The organism is Acinetobacter schindleri CIP 107287 (genome assembly GCF_000368625.1).
GTDB lineage: Bacteria > Pseudomonadota > Gammaproteobacteria > Pseudomonadales > Moraxellaceae > Acinetobacter > Acinetobacter schindleri.
The window spans coordinates 518924-541082 of record NZ_KB849576.1; the positions used below are offsets into that span (position 1 = coordinate 518924).

A 22159-nucleotide genomic window follows, 5' to 3' on the forward strand; every position below is an offset into this window, starting at 1 on the left:
ATGAATCTGAAATTTGCCAAAGGCGGAAAAGCGGTGATCTACAAGATCATTAAAATGACCGTCATGTCGCAAAAGGATTTAATCCTGAACCCGAAAAACTGGTCACGTATTGCGACCCTGTGGCAACGTTTGCAGCAGAGTTTCCGTTTGATGGTCGGAGTGCCTGATTATCAGACCTATCTGGAACATATGAAAAAACATCATCCAGATTTGGAAGCGATGGATGCTAAAACTTTCTATCGTCATTGTGTGGATGCACATTATCCCTCTGCTGGCGGTGGCATGAAAAAATGTCCATGTTAATGAATCAATAAAAAAAGTGCCTTTCGGGGCACTTTTTACATTTTACGAAAGCTAGAGAGATTAAATATTAGATGGTTATACAAGTCTATGCGCTGATTTATATTTATCATCAAGTTTAAACTTTATACAAATAACTTAAAAATATACTTTTAAGATATGGCTTTTATACCTGTAAAAAATATGAATAATCAATTCATTTCATAACTTTGAAAATGTAGAGCAACCCAATTAGATTGCTTGAGGCAATTTATCTTTATTGAAGGATTAAACTATATTTCAATCAGCTTCTAACTTGAGAAAAGTTAATTTCCGAGATTGAAACTTTTAAATGAACCACTTTTTATTGGATATTTCTGATGATTAGGTAAATGACTCAGTGTAAAGATATATTATTGGTCTTTAGTGTGGTTTAAATTCAGTGTATGTTAATCACAAGTATCTATTTTAATGAGAAAATTTGTGATGTGGGGCGTAAAGCAAAAAGCAAATCATGATATAGCGCACATAAATACTCAGCTTGAACAGCAAATTGCCAGCTATGCTCCCAGCATTGAAAAATTCCTTAAAGAAATTAATGCAATTGTGCTGGATAAACAGGCACAAACCCGGCTGGCATTGTGTTGCCTGATTGCTGGTGGACACGTTCTGTTTGAAGATTTGCCGGGTTTAGGTAAAACCACATTGGCAAGCAGTCTATCTCATCTTGCCGGCTTAAAGTTTCAACGGATTCAGTTTACCAATGACATGCTGGCCAGCGATGTAATTGGCATCAACATGTTTAATCAGAAAGAACATCAATTTGAGTTTAAGCAGGGTCCAATCTTTACCCAGATTCTTCTGGCAGATGAAATTAACCGTTGCAGCCCCAAAACCCAAAGTGCTTTGCTGGAAGCGATGGAAGAAGGTTATGCGACAGTCGATGGAGTACGTTATGCCTTGCCTAAACCATTTTGGGTGATTGCAACACAGAATCCATTATTCCAGAGCGGAACGTATGCTTTGCCAGAATCCCAGCTAGATCGGTTCTTGATGCGTTTATCTTTAGGTTATCCATCCCGACATGCAGAAAAACTGTTATTGCAGCAAGAATCCCGCTTTGCCCTGATTGCCACCTTGGCGCATGTGTTCCGTGAGGAGCAAATTTTAGAGCTGCAGCGACTGGTTAATCAGATCTATATCAGCGAACCCATACAGGAATATTTGCTAGATCTGGCTGAAGAAACCCGAAAAAACCGTTATGGATTATCAACACGTGGCTTATTGGCATTAAAACGGGCAGCTCAGGCACATGCTTTGATTGAGAATCGTGCTTTCGTCACACCGGATGATGTACAAGCTGTGTTTGTGGCAGTGGCTTCGCATCGTTTAGGGTTGAGTGAGGCAGAAACCTTAAATCTCATGCAGCAAGTGGCGATAAGCTAGGAGCCAGATCTTGGGAAAGTTTTGGCAGAACTGGTTAAGTAAACGTTTTCAGTTTGCACAGCAAAAACAGCTCTCACAACGTGATGTGCTGGTCTTTATCTATCAGCAGGGCTATCTGTATCTGGTACTCATTTTCATCACCTTTATTGCAGGTGTAAATTATGCCAATAACCTGACTCTAGGTTTTTGCTTTCTGATCAGTGCCGTGCTGTGTATCAGTTTTTATCTGACTTTTAAACAGCTGCACGGATTGAGTATCGAACTGCTTACAGATGAAATCGGGCAGGTGGGACACGACCTGAATCTACATTTCCATTTTCAGCAACCAGTCGCGCAATCACGATACCTGTATATTCAGGCAGGTGAACAGCTTTATAAGGTATTGGTCAATCAGACCAGGCAAAAATTTAGCCTTTCCTTTTATGCTGAACAGCGTGGAAAGTTTGTTTATCCAGCAATCCAGATTTATTCAGTCTATCCTTTTGGACTGGTAAGAGCTTGGACCTATCTTTATCACCAGCGCTTTGCATGGGTAGCACCGAAAGCCCAGTATTCGACTGCTGAAAATAAGCAGCATTTGCCAAGTTTTGAGCCAGAAATGGATGAGTTTCGAGAACTACGAAGTTATCAGGCAGGGGAATCATTGCAGGCTGTTTCCTGGAAACAGGTAGCCCGTGGGCAGGGTTTATATATTAAAGTCTTTGAACAATATCAGAACCAGCACAGTATAGAGATTCATTATGCACATATGCCAAGCCCATCACATGAAGAAAAGCTGGAATGGATGATGGGGCTGATCGAACAATGTGAACAACAGCAATTGGCCTATAGCCTGCATTTGCCCCATGTAGAACTGGCTTCAGGTTATGGCGCTGAACAGATGCATCAGGCCAAACTCTTATTGGCACAGGCTTAAGAGGATAGACATGATGAATGCAAATATCCGCACAGCCATTTTGCTCAGTCTCAGTTTAATTCTGGTTGTACAGGTGAGTTATTTGCCTGCAGGACTCAGCATCATCTTTGCCCTGATGCTGGTATTGCTCTGGCTGAATCTGAGAAAGCAAAAGACTTTTCCTAAAAAATGGACCCTGTTGCTGACAGTCGTAGCACTTGCAGTTATTTATTTTACGCATCAAAGTTTTTTGGGTGTAGATGCAGGTGTTGCCGTGCTCTCCACTTTCTTATTTGCCAAGGCTTTTGAAACCCGTACTAAACGTGACCTGATTATTTTATTTAACTTTGCCCTGTTTGTGGCGGCGAGTACTTTCCTGTATAGCCAGTCTTTTATCATGGCTTTTGGGATTCTGCTGTGCTTACTAAGCTGTTTCATTGGCTTATATCGTATTCAGGTAGGTGAATTTGAGCAGGATTTACAGGCTCAGGAGAACGCATTAAAACAAGATGTTAAACATGTCGGCAAATTTGTACTCTATGCACTGCCATTTTTTATTTTACTCTTTATCTTTTTTCCACGTTTGCCACCGATGTGGCATATCCCCATTCCTGAAAATAAAGGGGTCACCGGAATTAGTGACAGGATGTCTCCGGGGGATATTGCACAGTTATCTCAGTCGAGTGCATTAGCATTTCGAATTATAGGCGATGTAAGCAAGCTACCTCCACGTGCAGAATTATACTGGCGTGCCTTGGTATTAGATGAATATGATGGTCAAACCTGGACCAGTAGTGCAATCAATCAGCAGCCACAAATCCGCCAACAGAATGATTCTGCCTCATTGGCATCGGGCTGGGATTATCAGTATTTGGCTTCAGATCCGTCCGTACTCTGGGTGATGGGATTGGATAAATCAGTCCCTTTAGAGCGTCGTTATTATAACCGTTATGATTGGGGAATTGTACCGCGTCGTTTAACTCAGCGCGTGGAACCTGTTCAGCTTCGCTGGGTAGGAACAGAAGTAGAGCAGCCTAATTTAAATACTAACTATCTGCAATATATAAATACCCGAACCCCTGCTCAATATAATTCTCAAACTCAGGCACTGGCGGCAAATTTAGTGAAACAGAGCGAGGGTAGTCAACAGCGCTATATCCAAAATGTGTTGAACTGGTACCGGGCGAATAATTTTGTATATACCTTAACTCCAGGAACATTAGGCCAAAACCGGGTGGATGAATTTCTGTTTAATGCGCGCCGTGGTTTCTGTGAACATTATGCCTCCAGTTTTGTCATGCTGATGCGTTATGCAGGAATACCAGCACGTGTGGTCACGGGGTATCAAGGTGGTTCACTCGCACCTGATGGTAAGAGTTGGGAAGTGCGCCAGATGGATGCGCATGCCTGGACTGAAGTCTGGGTGAACCAGCAATGGCAGCGGATTGATCCTACTGCCATTATTGCCCCACAACGTATTGATAATGGTATGCAAAACTTGATGTCTGAAAATTCAGCAGTTTTAGGTGAGGGTAGAACATGGACAACACAGCAATATCAGTTTATGACCAAGTTGAGGATATGGAGTGACTATGCCAGTTATCAGTGGCAAAGTAAGGTGGTCGGTTATAATGCAGATTCACAACGCAGCTGGATGTCTAAACTTGGCTTGAACTCTGCTTATGCAGCTGTGTGGATACTTATAATAGGTATTGCATCTTTGATCGCATCTTATTTCTTATGGATTTATATTCAAAAGCGAAGACAGAATTCACCATTCGAGCTAGCCATAGAGCAGCTTAATCGTTCCCTGCTTATTCAGATGCGTAAGCAACCGGCTGAAACATTTAAACAGTGGATGCTTCGAATATCAGCTTCCTTAAGCTCAGATCAGGTTACGTCTTTTTATGAAGCTATACAAATCTATGAGAGAAATCAATTTTCAGCTTATAAGCCTGACCAAAAGGATATTAATAAATTCAGATACTTGCTTAAAAAATGTGCATATACACTGAAAAATAAAGGAAAAAACTTGTCTTAAGATTCAAAAATTTATAATATGCGTAACATTCTAGGTGTATAGCTCAGTTGGTTAGAGCGCTACGTTGACATCGTAGAGGTCTCCAGTTCGAGTCTGGATATACCTACCAAAATTTTAAAACTTCTAAATACTATAACATTTTTTATTTTAAGCCTTTTTATATAATCTAATTTAGTCATATATAAATTCTTCTTTTATTATTCTGATTTTGCTATTTCCTCTCTAAGCATTAGGTTTTTTATAGATTATTTTTTAGATAAAATCTTCAACAAATTATAAATTATTACTAATTCCTTGCTTATTAGAAACAATAACTTATTTCATCCTTAATTATAATTTCCTGTTTTTTTTGAGATTTTTTTAAAAAATAATAATTTTTCTCTATTTAATTAAGGCGAATTTATGCTTCTAAAGCAATAATTAAAAATATGAGGATATGTAAAATTTAATAAAATAATGTATTAAAAATAGAACTGGTTAATATATAGTCATTAGCGCAAAATTTCTATTTGATTTGAATCTGTTTTTAACTTATTAAATTATTTTATGTAATTGATTTTATTGGTTTATAAGCTTGAGTATTTTTTTGATATTACCTAATTTTAAAAAAGAAAAACATAGGATCTTTTAAAGTATGCATAAAAAATAATTTGTTTGCTGATATTTTTGTAAGACATTAATTTACTAAATACTCATTTTATTAGTATTAATTATTAAAATATCTAAAATATTAGAAATAGCGATAAGATAAAAATATAGAACTTATTCAGCTATTTTTAGAGAGTTATGCCAAATTCCAGAAGTGAGTCAAGTAAAGTGACTAAAAATCAGATAGAGAAACGTCCTCTTTATGTGCCATACGCAGGATATACGTTACTTGAGCTGCCTCTTCTAAACAAAGGTTCTGCTTTTACCGAAGAAGAAAGAAAGAGTTTTAATTTACATGGGCTTATCCCTCATGTCATTGAGTCTATTGAAGAACAAAGTCAACGTTCTTATCAGCAATACTGTTCTTTTAATGATGATATTAATAAGCACATTTATCTGCGTAACATTCAAGATACCAATGAAACGCTGTTTTATCATTTAATTGAAAATCATTTAAGTGAAATGATGCCCATCATTTATACCCCAACGGTAGGCGAGGCATGTCAGCGCTTTTCAGATATTTATCGCCGGCATCGTGGGATATTTATTTCCTATGCTGACCGTGAGGGCATTGATCAGATTTTACATAATGTCAATCGCAGAAATGTCAAAGTCGTGGTGATTACAGATGGTGAGCGGATTTTAGGTTTGGGTGATCAAGGGATCGGAGGAATGGGCATTCCGATTGGAAAATTAGCCTTATATACTGCATGTGGGGGAATCAGTCCGGCTTATACATTGCCAATTACGCTGGATGTGGGAACCAATAATCAACAGCTCTTAAATGATCCGATCTATATGGGCTGGCGTAAACCGCGTATTAGTGGCGATGAGTATTTCAATTTTGTTGATCAGGTCATTCATGCCGTTCAAAAAAGATGGCCAAATGTCCTGATTCAATTTGAAGATTTTGCTCAACATCATGCGATGCCATTATTAGAAAAATATCGTGATCAAGCATGCTGTTTTAATGATGATATTCAAGGGACGGCTGCAGTTGCAGTGGGTAGCCTGATTGCAGCATCACATGCTTCTAATAAACAACTGAAAGACCAAACCGTAGCTTTCCTCGGAGCAGGTTCTGCAGGATGTGGTATTGCGGAGCAGATTGTTGCCCAGATGGTAGCAGAAGGATTAACGGATGCTCAGGCACGTAAACGTGTTTTCATGGTGGATCGTTTTGGTCTGATTACAGAAAATCAGCCAAATCTTTTAGATTTCCAGCGAAAATTAGCTCAGGATCCAAAAAATATCGCCAAATGGGCAGATGCGGAAAGTACGATTTCATTACTTGATGTAGTGAAATTTGCGAAACCTACAGTTCTTATTGGTGTATCTGGACAGCCGGGCTTATTCAGTAAAGATGTCATTACAGCGATGGCTGAGCACTGTGAGCATCCGATTATTTTCCCATTGTCTAATCCAACTTCCAAAGTGGAAGCGGTTCCTTCAGATATTATCCAGTGGACAGATGGGAAAGCATTAATTGCCACAGGTAGTCCATTTACACCCGTCAATTATCAGGGGGAGATTTATAACATTTCGCAATGTAATAACTCCTATATTTTCCCTGGGATTGGATTAGGTGTAATTGCATCTGGAGCGAAGCGAGTGACCAATAATATGTTAATGGCCTCAAGTAATGCATTAGCTGAATGCTCACCGAAATTGAAAGATCCGAAAGCAGATTTGTTGCCTGAATTGGATCAGATTCAGCAGATTTCCAAGGTGATTGCATTAAGAGTTGCGCAAGCGGCAATACAAGATGGGGTGGCTCCTCAGGCAACTATAGAAACGTTGAAAGAAGCAATTGAAGCGAATTTCTGGAAGCCTGAATATCGTCGATATGAGCGGGTTACATTTTAATAGGTGATCAGTTTATAGGAACTAGGTGCAAGGGTTTATAAGTAATATGCTTATGAACCCTTTTTTGAGTAGCTAAGACGATGATCTTCATGAGTAATATTTTCTTGCTTTATAATGTCTGATACAAAAAATGAATCTGGGCAGATTCAAAAAGAATAATTTTACAGTTTAATTGAAACTATGAAAGAATGTTAAATAAACTGGTATATGAAATCATCATAAAAACTTGTTATAAATTAAAGATTACGAAACAACTAAATACTTCTACACCTTTTTAATTGAATATGCAGTTAAAAATCCTCGGAGATGTCCATGTGCGTGCTGCCCGCTATAAAATTCTGATTGTTATATTACTGGTCCTGATAGCGGGTTTTGTACTTTTGCGCTGGTGGAAAGGACCGGAATTGCCGAGCTATACCTTAAAGGCGATGCCATTAGTACAAAATGTAGTAGCAACAGGACGTGTGGCAACGGTATCTCGTGCTGACATTGGCAGTGAGCTTGCTGGTGTTGTGCTGGAACGACGCGTTCAGGAAGGTGATCAAGTTAAACCAGGCGATCTGTTGGTCGTATTGAAATCAGATGAATTGGCTGCCCAGGTGCGGCAGGCAGAAGTTGCACTGACCGAATTAGCCACAAGTCGACGTCCACAGGCCGCAGCAGAATTAGCCTCGGCCAAAGCTCAACTTGAGCAGGCCAGCCGTGAAGCCAACCGTCGACGTAATGCCGAGCCAGGCATTCTTTCGGCTGAAGAAATTGAACAGGCAGTCGAAGCGGAAAGGGTCGCACGCAATAACTTCGAAACCGCACGACTCAAGGCAGCTGCATTGGCACAGGGACAGGTTGAAGAAGCCTCATTGCGCGAGCAGCTTGCAGTTGCTAAGGCTCAACTGGACAAAACCAAAATTCGTGCGACGGTCGCAGGCACAGTACTGACTCGCGATGTAGAGCCGGGTGATCTGGTTCAGCCAGGACAGACCTTATTTACTATTGCCATTAATGGCAATACCGAAATTCGCGTTCCATTGGATGAACGTAATTTATCGCGACTGGCTTTAGAGCAAAAAGCAACGGTGATTGCTGATGCCTATCCCGAGTACACTTTCCCTGCATGGATTAGCTTTATTGCTCCAAGTATCGATCCGCAACGTGGCACAGTTGAGCTTAAACTTACTGTAGATCCGGTACCTGATTTTCTACGTCAGGATATGACGGTTTCAGTCAATGTAGAAACGGGTCGCCGCGAGCGAGCTTTAGCCATACCTAATGATGCGCTTACCGGTCTTAAAGGAGATAAAGCGACAGTACTACTGGTACGCAATGGTAAGGTTCAACGTCAACAAGTCACATTAGGCTTGCGTGGTCTGGATCGTGCTGAAGTAATTTCAGGTTTGAAGGAGGGTGATCAGGTACTGGCTAATCCGGACGCTTCTTTAGAAGATGGCGCATGAGTGCGGATAAAACCGCAAAATATCCTAACTGAAAATCCTGCCAATCAAAACAATACTAAAAACGAAATACCGGTGAAACTCGATTGAAAAACTTTTTCGGACGGCTATGGACCGAATGGAAAATTGCGGTCAGTTTCTTACGTGAAGGCCGATCACAATCCATCATGATCACTGTCGGAGTCGCAGTGGGCGTGGCTGTGATTGTATTTATTACAGCATTGATTCAAGGTTTGCAATCCAATCTGATTGACCGGACTTTAGGGACCCAAGCACATATCCGTTTATTGTCTCCAGATGAAGTCAATCAGGTCGCGCCAACCAAAGAAGGTATTATTCAGCTTGTATTGGAAGATAAGCGCGCACAACGTTTACGTTCCATCAATAACTGGCAGCAAATTGTAACGACACTGGATCAATTGCCCGTTCTGACTGCAGTATCACCTGTTGTTTCTGGACCGGCTCTGGTCCAGCGTGGGGATGCGATCGAATCTGTTGCACTGGTTGGGATTGATCTGGAACGTTATCAGCAGATTATTCCTTTAAAAGAATACTTACAGAGCGGTCAGTTAAGGATTGGTGCGGATGATGTCGTGATTGGCAGTGAATTGGCTAAAGATCTTGGTGTGCAGGTAGGGAGTAAATTACGGCTGGATACCGGGCAGCAAGAAAGTACCTTGGTAAATATTGCCGGGATTTTTGAGTTAGGGGTGCGTGAACTGGATGCACGCTATATCTATCTGGATTTGAAACAGGCACAGTCTTTGTTGCTGTTGCCGGGTGGGGTGACGGTAATTGATCTGCGGGTAACGGACCTTTTTCAGGCAGATCAGATTGCGGATCAGGTAGGACGCCTGACGTCCTTGCAGGCTGAAAGCTGGATTGAAACCAATGCGCAGTTGATGAATGCGATTTCCTCACAAAGTCTCTCGACCAATATGATTATTATTTTCGTCGCCGTTTCAGTCGCTTTTGGTATTGCCAGTGTCATGTCAGTTAGCGTGGTGCAACGAACCCGGGAAATTGGAATCTTACGCGCGACTGGTGCAACCCAAACACAAATTTTAAGAGTATTCCTGTTTCAGGGGGCGATTTTTGGGCTTATCGGTTCGGCAATCGGCAGTTCTGCCAGTTATGGCCTGGTATGGATTTTTAATAATTTTGGCCCAGGCCTGTTTTATATTCCAGTACCTATTGAACTGGTACTTCTAGCACTGTTATTGGCAACTTTGACCGGTGTACTGGCAGCCGCTATACCAGCACGTCGTGCAGCAGCCTTGGACCCAGTGGAGGCGATTCGTCATGTCTGAGCAGTTTCAAGAAGTTTTGCGTTTAGAGGCGCTGCGAAAATCTTATAATATTGGTCAACCAAATGAAGTGGAAGTTTTGCACGGTATTGACCTATGTATTGAACGTCAGGATTTTGCTGCACTGATTGGTCCTTCAGGTTCAGGAAAAAGTACCTTATTGAATATTCTGGGATTACTGGATCAGCCGAGCAGTGGTGAATTATATCTGCTTGGTCAGCCGACCAGTAAAATGACAGATACAGAACGGACTGCACTACGAGGCAACAGTATTGGCTTTGTTTTCCAGTTTCACCATCTGATTCAGGCATTTACTGCACTTAATAATATTTTAATGCCATTAATGTTGACCCACGGCAGACCCGATCAACAGTCAATTGATCAGGCACGTGAATTACTGGCAGCAGTTGGACTGGAAAAGTTTGCTGATCGTAAACCGAATGAGCTGTCTGGTGGACAGCAACAGCGTGTTGCGATTGCTCGTGCATTAATTACCAATCCAGCTTTATTACTGGCAGATGAACCCACCGGAAATCTGGATACGCAAACTGCGGAAGAAATGTTTGCGCTATTTCGTAAGGTGCATCAGGAACGGGATTGTGCCGTACTTTTAGTCACTCATGATCCGCGTTTATCAGCTACCTGTGATCGTACCATCAATCTGGTCGATGGCCTGATTCAAAGTGATACCAGAATGCAAAGGGTTGAGAAAGAACCGAAGCAATGACTCATTCATTCATCATTATAAGAACATGACTATTCTGATTTTGGTGATGTCGCTCATGTTCTACAATAGGATGAGTTTTTCAAAAAGTATCCAAAGCAGAGGGACAGCTCTGTATTTTCAGGATTTTTCAGGGGGTAGGGTAGTTCAAGCCAAATATAATGCTAAAGGCCTGCAATACCATAAAGATGATTAGCTAGGGATTCTCATCTTCTTCATCCTCATGTCTTTGACGGATCTGGTCGCGTTTAACTTGGGGATCTTTATCTATACCTAATTGACCACGTTGAATTTCCAGATCCTGCTTTTCTTGCGGGTCTAATTCCTCCTCAGGAAATTCTTCGTTCAATGCTTCCTCAAGTTCTTTGTTTTCATCTGGATTTGCCATAAGAGTTTACCTACTTCTTCATGAATCACGTTATTGGATGTTCTTCCTATTATAAAAACCGAACCTCCCAAGTCTGTTGTATTTATAGCTCGGCTGATTTAAAAAATTGTTGCCAATGTAAGTGATTTTAATGACTCGCTAATAATCCTAATAAGTGCTTTATAAATGTTAATGCTTGTTTAGAAGCATTAGTTCACAATTTCTTTTTCTCCTAGACAGATCAATGTATTAATCTAAGTCTAGTGCCAAATATCTTATGACATAGAGAATGATAAATTTTATATAAAAATCAGTTTTTGGTGCCTGTTGCTGGCAAGCAAATTGCAATAACAACATACCGTCAGGTTCTGTGCCAGAAGTGCAGAGCCTAAATTAAACCCTCGGCTTCGCCACAAGCGAAAAAGAGTTTTAAAGGTTAGCGTATATGGCAATTCAATCTAATCCTCGGGTGATTTACCCGACGCGTCATCCTGCACCGCAGGAGACCAGAAAACATACTGCGTTTGAAGACCTACAGGCCTTATTCTCAGGTTCTCTGTTTGTCAGTATCTGTATGACCATGTTTGCTCAGGCGGGCTTATTGACCGGCAGTACCGCAGGGCTTGCCTTTGTGCTGCATTACGCCACAGGCTGGTCTTTCAGTCTAATCTATTTTGTGATCAATATCCCTTTTTACTGGTTCGCCTGGAAATATATTGGCAGGGAATTTACGCTCAAGACTTTTATTTCTGTCGCTTTACTCTCACTGATTACCTTTATTGCACCTCGGTATTTGCATATTGATTATCTGCATCCAGCTTTTGCCGCGATTGCAGGTGGCTTTCTGATGGGAACCGGTGTGCTGTTCTTGGCCCGACATAAATCCAGTCTCGGTGGTGCAACCATCATTTCCCTATATGCACAGGAAAAGTGGGGTATGAAAGCAGGCAATGTACAGATGGTAATTGACTGTATTGTGGTGCTACTTGCACTCTGGATTGTGCCATTTGATAAAGTGTTTTGGTCAATTCTGGCAGCAGTGATCATGGGAAGTTTTCTGGCGATTAATCATCGACCGGGACGCTATAAAGGGCATTGAATAAAAGACAGGATTGGAAAATAGCCTAAGCATTAATACTGATTCATAAATCTAAAAAAGAGCAATGAACAACAAGGCCTGTTGCTCTTTAATATTGAATCAAACCACGTCCATCAGAACATGATCGCTAGGATGTGTACTGATAGCTAACTATATTTAACTTTACTTGAATTGCTTTAATTTGCTATCTAAATGCCTTTCTTTTACTGACTTCTTTCCACCTTCAGTTTTGTAGCCGACGGCTTTTTTATAACAAATATCTACAATAATTTATTGTGTTAAAAGTAGAGCAACACCCCTTATGAACATCTCAAAATTACAATCTTGGAGTAGATTACTGATAAATAAAAAAGTATATTTTTTAGCTTAAATTTGCCGATTTATTTATCTAAAAAACTATGATCAGAATAAAATTAAAAACAGTAAAATCATCATTTTCGCTAACATATTCAGATTTTGTTTAAATTGACCAAGATGTTTCAAGTAGTCTGTCATTAAGTCCAACACTGAACAAATCTGTTCATCGTTTTTTTGTCTCTTTTAATAGTTAAAAACTTTGATTGCCCTGAAATAGGGCTAAAAATGATGATGATGAATAGTCCATTTGACTTTTTAAAGTATAGGTACTTATAAAAAAGCTATTTTCTATACGGTGAATAAACTAAGTAAACTTAAGGATTCATTAGAAATTAACAGCTCTAAAAAAACTATATATTAGAAAAACTGCTAAATATTCTTTAAAAATAGGCAGAATAAGAATAATAGATTTTTTGTATATGAAAGATGAGTAAATTGATTGGATTATAATCAATAGAAAATTGCAACAAATTGTATAATTTTTCAGCAAAATCACAACTTGAAATGATATTTCGTTGACTGTAAAGCAAGGAGATACGATACTCTCAAGGTTTAATGCAAACATATCGGTTCACAGGGTCTGAGTCAAAAGCTTGATCCTCAAAACTCTATCAAACGCAAGGGGCTATATATGGCTGGTGGAAAGTCAACAATCATTTACACACTGACCGACGAGGCGCCATTGTTGGCGACCTACTCGCTACTGCCGATCATTGAGACCTTTACTAAGCCTGCTGGCGTTGAGATTGTCAAAACTGACATCTCTGTTGCAGCACGCGTGCTCGCAGAATTCTCAGACTACCTGACTGAAGAACAGAAAGTAGCTGACAACCTTGCTGAGCTAGGCCGTCTTACACAAGATCCAAGCACAAATATTATTAAACTACCTAATATCAGTGCTTCTGTAGCTCAGTTAACAGCATGTATTAAAGAGCTTCAGTCTAAGGGCTATGCAATTCCTGATTATCCAGAAAACCCAACTACTGAAGAAGAAAAAGCACTTAAAGCACGTTTCGGTAAATGCCTCGGTTCTGCTGTAAACCCGGTATTACGTGAAGGTAACTCTGACCGTCGTGCCCCAACTGCCGTTAAAAACTACGCGAAAAAACACCCGCACTCTATGAGCGAGTGGAAACAGTGGTCACAAACTCACGTTTCACATATGGACGAAGGTGACTTCTACCACGGTGAAAAGTCGATGACTTTAGACCGCGCACGTAACGTGAAAATGGAATTAATCACTAAGTCTGGTGAAACCATTGTTCTTAAGCCAAAAGTTGCGCTTCAAGACGGCGAAATCATCGACTCAATGTTCATGAGCAAAAAAGCGCTTTGCGACTTCTATGAAAAAGAATTAGATGACTGTAAAGAAGCAGGCATCCTGTTTTCTCTACACGTTAAAGCGACCATGATGAAAGTGTCACACCCGATCGTATTCGGTCACTGTGTGCGCATTTACTACAAAGAAGCGTTTGAGAAACACGGTAAACTGTTTGATGAGCTAGGCATTAACGTAAACAACGGTATGGCTGGCCTTTACGAGAAGATTGAAACACTTCCGACTTCTTTACGTGAAGAAATCATCCGTGACTTACACGCTTGTCAAGAACACCGTCCAGCGCTTGCAATGGTTGATTCTGCGAAAGGTATCACTAACTTCCATTCTCCAAACGACGTAATTGTAGATGCTTCTATGCCTGCAATGATTCGTGGTGGTGGCAAAATGTGGGGTGCTGACGGCAAACCTTACGACTGTAAAGCAGTAATGCCTGAGTCTACTTTCGCACGTATTTACCAGGAAATGATCAATTTCTGTAAATGGAATGGTAACTTCGATCCACGTACAATGGGTACTGTACCTAACGTTGGTTTGATGGCACAAAAAGCTGAAGAATACGGTTCACACGACAAGACTTTCGAAATTCCTGAAGCAGGTATTGCGAACATCACCGACCTTGAAACAGGTGAAGTGTTGATGTCTCAAAACGTGGAAGAAGGCGATATCTGGCGTATGTGTCAGGTGAAAGACGCACCGATCCGCGACTGGGTAAAACTTGCTGTAACGCGTGCACGTAACTCTGGTATGCCTGCAATCTTCTGGCTTGACCCGTACCGTCCACACGAAAACGAACTGATCAAGAAAGTTCAAACTTACTTGAAAGATCATGACACTGACGGTCTAGACATCCAGATCATGTCTCAAGTACGTGCGATGCGTTATACACTTGAACGTGTTGCTCGTGGCCTGGATACTATTTCAGTGACTGGTAACATCCTGCGTGACTACCTGACTGACTTGTTCCCAATCATGGAACTGGGTACTTCTGCGAAAATGCTTTCTATCGTGCCATTAATGGCGGGTGGCGGCATGTACGAAACTGGTGCGGGCGGTTCTGCACCTAAGCATGTACAACAGCTGGTAGAAGAAAACCACTTACGTTGGGATTCTTTAGGCGAGTTCCTGGCACTTGCTGTTTCTCTAGAAGAAATGGGTATTAAAGAAAATAATCCACGTGCGAAACTACTTGCAAACACACTTGATGCTGCGACTGGTAAATTGCTTGACAATGACAAGTCTCCATCACGTCGTACTGGCGAGTTAGACAACCGTGGTAGCCACTTCTACCTGGCTAAATTCTGGGCTGAAGAGCTTGCTACACAAGATCAAGATGCAGAATTGAAAGCGAAATTCGCGCCTATCGCACAAGCCTTGGCTGAAAACGAAGCGAAAATCGTTGAAGAACTGAATACTGTTCAAGGTAAAACTGTAGACATCGGTGGTTACTACGCAGTTGATCCTGCGAAAGTAAATGCTGTAATGCGTCCAAGTGCGACATTGAACCAGATCATTGAATCACTACAGGCTTAATTAGAAGCTGGACTGACTATCAGCTTAGTGAACTGAAATAAAAACCGGTGCTTAGGCACCGGTTTTTATTTACCATGATGAAAACTAAAGGGATGCTTTATTGTCGAAGCATCAGCCTTTAGAGCTATAGGTGAAATGAATAAACAGCCATTTCATATAGATAAGAAGATGGTTCGTTTTGAACGCCCCAAAAATTTAGCTTGAACACCCGATTAAAGGTATAGACAATATAATGAATATATTGAAAGAATTAGATTAATACTCAGTCTGAGTAATTGCAGGACTCAAATGTCGAGGAGGTGTCTGAATGTCATATCAGTTCATCCAGCCTATTCAGGGAGATCGTTTCGACATTGTGGGTGATATTCATGGTGAGATCGACGCCTTAAACAGTCTCTTACATGTCATGGGCTATAATCTTAAAGGTGAGCATCCAGAACAGCGTAAGCTGATCTTTGTGGGTGATCTTTGTGACCGTGGGCAAAACAGTGTCGCAGTAATTCAGCAAGTGAAGATTTTAATGGAGCGGGGCCATGCCTACTGTGTGCTGGGCAACCATGAGCTGAACCTGCTAAATCAATCCTATCGTGAAGGCAATGGCTGGTATTTTGGCTCACCGCATATGGATGACCATAAATCTTTTTACTCTGTACCTGCTACACCACAAGACCAGCTGTGGATTCTACAATTTCTGCAAACTTTGCCCATTGCACTGGAATCAGATCAAATCCGGGTTGTGCATGCCTGCTGGGATACACACTCCATTCAACAACTAAAAGCACTGGACAAGCTGCATTTACTTGAAGCCTATGAACATTTTGTCCAGCAGACCCAGCAACATATTACTGATGCAGGTATTACAGAACAGGCATTCCAGGAAGCAGATCAGTTTCGTGAAGCGCTCACTGATCCGAATAGCGATATTCCTTGGCTGAAACATTTGGCACAAAAGGAATGGATTGAGCAGATGTATAATCCCATCAAAGTGTTGACCTCTGGTACCGAATATATGACAGATAAGCCCATTTATGCCGGCGGCAAGTGGCGTATGAAAGACCGTCTGCCTTGGTGGGAAGATTATCAGGAGGATATCCCCGTCATTATTGGTCATTACTGGCGTAAATTTGACTCGGCTGAAGTGAAAGCTGGCCTGTTTCAGCAGATTAATCCGCTACAGTGGTTTGGGTATAAGCAAAATGTGTTCTGTGTGGATTATTCAGTCGGGAAACGCTATCTAGATCGGCAGCAGCAACGAGAATTTTCAAGCAAATTAGCAGCTCTTAGATGGCCTGAAAAGCAGGTGATTTTTGAGGATGGTTCAACTTATTCGACCTCTCAATCTGTCTAAATGGTGTTGGTCTGATATCAAATAACAGATTAAAGAAAAAGCGGTCTGAGGGACCGCTTTTATAACTAGATCAGCCGGATTATTCAGCTTCAATAATTTCAAAATCGTGCGTAATTTCCACACCGCCATCAGACAGCATTTTACTGGCTGAGCAGTATTTTTCGGCAGAAAGCTCGACAGCCTTAGCCACTTGTTTCTCTTTAATGCCTTTACCTGTCACCACAAAATGCAGGTGAATCTTCGTAAATACCGCAGGAATAGTATCGGCACGTTCCGCATTGAGTTCACAACGAACATCGGTAATATCCTGACGTGCCTTCTTTAAAATGGTGACAATATCAAACGAAGCACAACCACCCAAACCGGTTAATAGAAGTTCCATTGGACGAGGGCCACGGTTCTCACCACCATATTCTGGCGAGCCGTCCATGACGATACTGTGACCACTTTGCGTTTTTGCTTCAAAAGCAACATTCTCTAACCAATGAACGCTTGTTTGCATTGCAACTACCTAAAAAAAGCTATAAATTTACGAAGTAACTGTACACTAACATAAATTGGGTTGATAAGGAATTTCATTCCCACTGTGTGACAAGTTCACATTAGGTCTTGTGCGATCTAAAAATTATCCTTATTTGGAACTGCTAGCATGACTTCAAACTTTTCACAATTAAGCACAGATGCACTTTCTCCGGGGCAATTGCCAGAATCCGTGAAGGCATTATTAAAACGTGCATATATCAACCGTTACCCAAAACGTACAACGATCGTTGATGCAGGAACAGAATCTAAATCTTTATATTTGATTCTGAAGGGGTCTGTATCGATCATTCTTCGTGAAGATGATGAGCGTGAAATTGTCGTGGCGTATTTGAACGCGGGTGACTTTTTTGGGGAAATGGGCTTATTCGAAGCAAATCCACAACGTACTGCAGAAGTGCGTACGCGTGACGTTTGTGAAATTGCAGAGATTAGCTACGAAAACTTCCATGAACTGAGCAAACAATATCCTGACTTGAGTTATGCGGTATTTGCGCAATTGGTTCGCCGTCTGAAGAATACGACACGTAAAGTAACTGACCTGGCATTTATTGATGTTTCTGGTCGTATCGCACGTTGTCTGATCGATCTTTCAGCTCAGCCTGAAGCGATGATCTTGCCAAATGGCCGTCAGATCCGTATTACCCGTCAGGAAATTGGCCGTATTGTAGGTTGTTCCCGTGAAATGGTCGGTCGCGTACTGAAAACTCTTGAAGAGCAAGGCATGATCGAAACAGATGGTAAAGCAATTCTGATCTTTGATGCCTCACTGGAACAGAACGAAGTACCAGCTGAAGATGATTCAGAAGAATAAGCTGCAATTTTGAGAAAAGGGCAAACCTTCGGGTTTGCTTTTTTTATAGCTGCGGAAAATCCAACATCACAAATAAGAACAAACTTCTTAGAAAAGATGATTTCAGCCCGTCGCTTTCCTTCTATACTCTATGTGTACTTTATTATGATAAGTCAAACCTAGAATAGACAGGGAATTATTCATGCAATTCAAACCACTTGCAGATACCGGTATTTTACTTCCAGAAATCTGTTTAGGCACCATGACCTTTGGTGAACAAAATACCCAGGAAGAAGCTTTTGAGCAGCTCGATTATGCACTGGATCAAGGACTGTATTTCTGGGATACCGCAGAAATGTACCCGGTACCACCAAAACCGGAAACCCAAGGTGCGACAGAACGCATTATCGGGAACTGGATTGCATCACGTGGCGGTCGTGACAAACTGTTTTTAGCATCCAAAATCGCTGGTCCATCACAAGGTGGTAGTCATATCCGTGATGGACAGACCCGTTTTGGGGCAGATGAAATTTCAGCGGCCATAGACCAGTCATTGTCACGTCTGCAAACCGATTATATCGACTTATACCAGTTGCACTGGCCGCAACGCCCAACGAATTTCTTTGGTAAACTCGGTTATGGCAATGCTGAAGCGGCCGAAGACCGTGCAGTGACGGATCTCGAAGAAACCCTGACCGCCTTGCAATATGAAATTAAAAATGGCCGTATCCGTTATATCGGTCTGTCGAATGAGACCCCATGGGGGACGATGAAGTTCCTACATCTGGCCGAGAAACTGGGATTATCAAAATTTGTCAGCGTACAGAATCCATATAACCTGCTGAATCGCACTTATGAAATCGGTATGTCAGAAATTGCCAAATACGAAGGTGTTGGCTTGCTAGCATATTCACCACTGGCATTCGGATATCTGACGGGTAAATTCCGCAATGGTGCGCGTCCAGCCGATGCCCGTGTGACTTTATTCTCGCGTTTTAGCCGTTATAGCAATCCGGAAAGTGAATGGGCGGTGGAGCAATATGCACAACTGGCAGAGCAGCATGGTCTGACCCTGACTCAATTGGCATTGGCATTTATTAAGCAACAGTTCTTTGTAACCAGCACGATTATTGGTGCAACTAATCTGGATCAGCTAAAAGAAAATATTCAGGCTTTTGAAGTGGATCTGCCTGAGGAAATACTGAAAGGCATTGAAGCGATTCATCGTCAGCAGCCGAATCCGGCACCATAATTTTTATAATTTTATTCCAGAAAAGCCTTTATTGATAAAGGCTTTTTTATTTCACATGATTAAGTTTGTGGCTGAATAAAAATTCTTCTTTGTTCACTTGAAATATGATTTGACTATACCAATATTATTATTAAAGACTGCCTGATATTTATTTTAAGTTTTTGAAAAATATATATAAATTTATTTGAAATTTATGTGCGTGCTCCCATATATGAATTAAGTTAAAAATTTGTTGTGAGGAATAACAATAATGCGCTTTGAAAAATTTACAAATCGCCTGCAGCAAACCCTTTCAGATGCACAATCCTTGGCAATGGGTAAGGACCATGCTTCTATCGACGGTATTCACATTCTGGCAACTTTGTTAGATGAATCATCCAATATCAGTCTGCTGCAACAGGCAGGTGCGAACTTACGTGATTTGCAGACTAAACTGCAAACTGCGCTGAGTAATGCACCGACTTTAAGCCAGTCCACCGGTGATATTAACCTCAGCCCTGAAGCAGCGAAAGTTCTGCATCTGGCAGACAGTTTTGCCCAAAAAGCAGGGGATGAATTCCTTTCTACTGACTGGGTATTGTTAGCATTAGCGGAAACAGGCAAAACCAAATCACTTTTAAGTGAAGTAGGTGTTAAAGCCGAGACCTTAAAACAAGTTATTCATCAAATTCGAGGCAATGAAAAAGTCATGAGCAATAATCATGAAGATCAGCGTGACTCTTTAAATAAATACACCATTGACCTGACTGAACGCGCATTACAAGGCAAGCTAGATCCAGTGATTGGTCGTGATGATGAAATTCGCCGTACCATTCAGGTCTTGTCACGCCGTACTAAAAATAACCCGGTTCTGATCGGTGAACCTGGTGTCGGTAAAACTGCAATTGTAGAAGGTCTGGCACAGCGTATCGTGAATGGTGAAGTTCCAGAAGGTCTGAAAGGTAAACGCGTTCTATCACTGGATTTAGGTTCATTGCTGGCTGGTGCCAAATATCGTGGTGAATTTGAAGAACGTTTAAAAGCTGTTCTGAAAGACCTGGCCAAACATGAAGGTGAAATTATTCTGTTCATCGACGAGCTGCATACCCTGGTGGGCGCAGGTAAAGGCGATGGTGCCATGGATGCCGGTAACATGCTGAAACCAGCATTGGCACGTGGTGAACTGCGTTGTGTGGGCGCAACGACCCTAGATGAATACCGCCAGTACATCGAAAAAGATGCAGCCTTGGAGCGTCGTTTCCAGAAAGTATTGGTGGATGAACCAAGTGTAGAAGATACCATTGCAATTTTACGTGGTCTGAAAGACCGTTATGCGACTCACCATGGTGTACAGATTCTAGATTCTGCGATTATCGCTGCGGCTAAAATGTCACACCGTTACATCACTGACCGTCAGTTGCCAGACAAAGCGATTGACCTGATTGATGAAGCAGCATCTCGTATCAAAATGGAGCTGGACTCTAAGCCAGAAGCTTTGGATAAACTTGAACGCCGTTTAATTCAGCTGAAAATGCAACTGGAAGCGGTGAAAAAAGATGAGGATTCGGGTGCCAAGTCTGAAGTGAAATATCTAGAAGATCAGATTGCTACTGTTGAGAAAGAGTATAGCGAGCTGGAAGAAATCTGGCGTGCAGACAAAGCGCTGGTTGCGGGCAATAAAGACATTCAGGTGAAGCTGGATCAAGCCCGTATTGCGCTAGAGAAAGCGCAGCGTGAGGGTGATCTGGCAGAAGCGGCACGTTATCAGTATGGCGTAATTCCTGAGTTACAGAAGCAACTGGAACGTATTGAAGCAGCTGAAGAAAGTGAAGCACCAAAATTATTGCGTGACAAAGTCACTGACAATGAGATTGCTGAAGTGGTCAGTGCTGCAACTGGTATTCCAGTGGCAAAAATGTTGCAAGGTGAGCGTGACAAACTGCTACATATGGAAGAATTCCTGCATAAACGTGTCGTCGGTCAGGAAGAAGCTGTCGTGGCAGTGTCGAATGCAGTCCGTCGTTCTCGTGCCGGATTGTCTGATCCAAACCGTCCAAGTGGTTCATTCCTGTTCTTGGGTCCAACCGGGGTGGGTAAGACTGAGTTGACCAAAGCTTTGGCGAACTTCCTGTTTGACAGTGATGATGCAATGATCCGTATCGATATGTCGGAATTTATGGAAAAACATTCTGTCAGCCGTCTGGTTGGTGCGCCTCCGGGCTATGTCGGTTATGAAGAAGGGGGTGTGCTAACTGAAGCGGTACGTCGTAAACCCTATAGCGTGGTGCTGTTTGATGAGGTTGAGAAAGCGCATCCGGATGTATTTAATATCTTATTACAGGTATTGGATGATGGCCGCTTAACGGATTCACAAGGTCGTGTGGTGGACTTCAAAAATACCGTGATCGTGATGACTTCTAACCTGGGTTCAAGTGATGTGCGTGAACTGGGTGGTGGTGCGACCCGAGATGAGGTACGTAGTGTGGTGATGAATGCAGTGTCGGAACACTTCCGTCCTGAGTTCATTAATCGTATCGATGAGATTGTGGTGTTCCATTCACTGGAAAAAGCCCAGATTCGTGGTATTGCTGATATCCAGTTGAACCGTTTACGTCAACGTCTGGCAGAGCGCGACTTGCGCTTATCCGTGGAAGACAGTGCTTTTGACCAGTTGATCGATGTAGGCTTTGATCCTCTATATGGTGCGCGTCCATTGAAACGTGCGATTCAGCAACGTATAGAAAATGGCCTGGCGCAAAACATTCTTGAAGGAAAATTCAATCCGGGCGATACCATTGTGGTCAGCGCTGAAAATGGTGAACTGGTCTTTGAGAAAATGAAGCTCAACTAATCCAAACTGATCGGAAAAGAAAAACCCAGCCTAGGCTGGGTTTTTCTTTA

General features: G+C 41.7%; 15 protein-coding genes, 1 tRNA gene and 1 pseudogene. 15 read left to right on the forward strand and 2 right to left on the reverse strand.

What is annotated here, in order from left to right; translation table 11 throughout:
• From F955_RS10030 to F955_RS10070, 9 genes and pseudogenes are all read left to right on the forward strand, one after another.
• Entirely contained in the window at positions 1-303 is a 303-nt protein-coding gene (locus F955_RS10030) for a YbdD/YjiX family protein (protein WP_004894103.1), read from the forward strand.
• Positions 304-765: 462 nt separating this feature from the next.
• A complete protein-coding gene (locus F955_RS10035; protein ID WP_004894105.1) occupies positions 766-1725 on the forward strand; it encodes an AAA family ATPase in 960 nt (319 codons plus the stop codon).
• 10 nt (positions 1726-1735) lie between these two features.
• On the forward strand, positions 1736-2641 hold the full coding sequence (locus tag F955_RS10040) for a DUF58 domain-containing protein (RefSeq protein ID WP_004894108.1): 906 nt from the start codon (positions 1736-1738) through the stop codon (positions 2639-2641).
• A gap of 10 nt (positions 2642-2651) precedes the next feature.
• A complete protein-coding gene (locus tag F955_RS10045) occupies positions 2652-4661 on the forward strand; it encodes a transglutaminase TgpA family protein (RefSeq protein ID WP_004894110.1) in 2010 nt (669 codons plus the stop codon).
• Between the two features lie 32 nt (positions 4662-4693).
• Positions 4694-4770: transfer RNA gene (locus F955_RS10050), tRNA-Val, on the forward strand.
• A 677-nt stretch (positions 4771-5447) separates the two neighbouring features.
• The gene (locus F955_RS10055) at positions 5448-7175 is read left to right on the forward strand and encodes an NAD-dependent malic enzyme (RefSeq protein WP_004894113.1); all 1728 of its coding nucleotides are present in this window, start codon (positions 5448-5450) and stop codon (positions 7173-7175) included.
• A gap of 314 nt (positions 7176-7489) precedes the next feature.
• Positions 7490-8713 (forward strand): annotated as a pseudogene (locus F955_RS10060) (efflux RND transporter periplasmic adaptor subunit).
• Complete coding sequence (locus F955_RS10065; protein WP_005221575.1) at positions 8710-9933, forward strand: ABC transporter permease; 1224 nt, start codon at positions 8710-8712, stop codon at positions 9931-9933. The pseudogene F955_RS10060 and the gene F955_RS10065 overlap by 4 nt, the downstream one beginning before the upstream one ends.
• Positions 9926-10657, forward strand: a complete 732-nt coding sequence (locus tag F955_RS10070; protein WP_004894119.1) for an ABC transporter ATP-binding protein — start codon at positions 9926-9928, stop codon at positions 10655-10657. The genes F955_RS10065 and F955_RS10070 overlap by 8 nt, the downstream gene beginning before the upstream one ends.
• A 193-nt stretch (positions 10658-10850) precedes the next feature.
• Here the strand turns inward: F955_RS10070 and F955_RS10075 are convergent, their stop codons facing one another.
• Complete coding sequence (locus F955_RS10075; RefSeq protein ID WP_004894121.1) at positions 10851-11042, reverse strand: hypothetical protein; 192 nt, start codon at positions 11040-11042, stop codon at positions 10851-10853.
• Positions 11043-11466: 424 nt separating this feature from the next.
• On the opposite strand from F955_RS10075, the gene F955_RS10080 reads away from it, so the two are divergent.
• The 3 genes from F955_RS10080 (at position 11467) to F955_RS10090 (ending at position 16694) form a co-directional block, all read left to right on the forward strand.
• Positions 11467-12120: a YitT family protein gene (locus F955_RS10080; protein WP_004894123.1), complete on the forward strand. Its 654-nt coding sequence runs from the start codon at positions 11467-11469 to the stop codon at positions 12118-12120.
• Positions 12121-13108: 988 nt separating this feature from the next.
• The gene (locus F955_RS10085) at positions 13109-15346 is read left to right on the forward strand and encodes an NADP-dependent isocitrate dehydrogenase (protein WP_004894125.1); all 2238 of its coding nucleotides are present in this window, start codon (positions 13109-13111) and stop codon (positions 15344-15346) included.
• A gap of 307 nt (positions 15347-15653) precedes the next feature.
• Positions 15654-16694, forward strand: coding sequence for a metallophosphoesterase (locus F955_RS10090; RefSeq protein ID WP_004894128.1), 1041 nt, complete (start codon positions 15654-15656; stop codon positions 16692-16694).
• Positions 16695-16773: 79 nt separating this feature from the next.
• Here the strand turns inward: F955_RS10090 and F955_RS10095 are convergent, their stop codons facing one another.
• A complete protein-coding gene (locus F955_RS10095; protein WP_004812288.1) occupies positions 16774-17196 on the reverse strand; it encodes an OsmC family protein in 423 nt (140 codons plus the stop codon).
• A 147-nt stretch (positions 17197-17343) separates the two neighbouring features.
• Between F955_RS10095 and crp the strand changes: the two genes are divergently transcribed.
• The 3 genes from crp (at position 17344) to clpB (ending at position 22109) form a co-directional block, all read left to right on the forward strand.
• Positions 17344-18048 (forward strand): cAMP-activated global transcriptional regulator CRP, encoded by a 705-nt coding sequence (gene crp, locus F955_RS10100; protein ID WP_004894131.1) that lies wholly within the window; start codon positions 17344-17346, stop codon positions 18046-18048.
• 181 nt (positions 18049-18229) lie between these two features.
• Positions 18230-19279: an NADP(H)-dependent aldo-keto reductase gene (locus F955_RS10105; RefSeq protein ID WP_004894133.1), complete on the forward strand. Its 1050-nt coding sequence runs from the start codon at positions 18230-18232 to the stop codon at positions 19277-19279.
• Between the two features lie 250 nt (positions 19280-19529).
• Positions 19530-22109 (forward strand): ATP-dependent chaperone ClpB, encoded by a 2580-nt coding sequence (gene clpB, locus F955_RS10110; RefSeq protein ID WP_004894136.1) that lies wholly within the window; start codon positions 19530-19532, stop codon positions 22107-22109.
• Positions 22110-22159 lie beyond the last annotated feature (50 nt).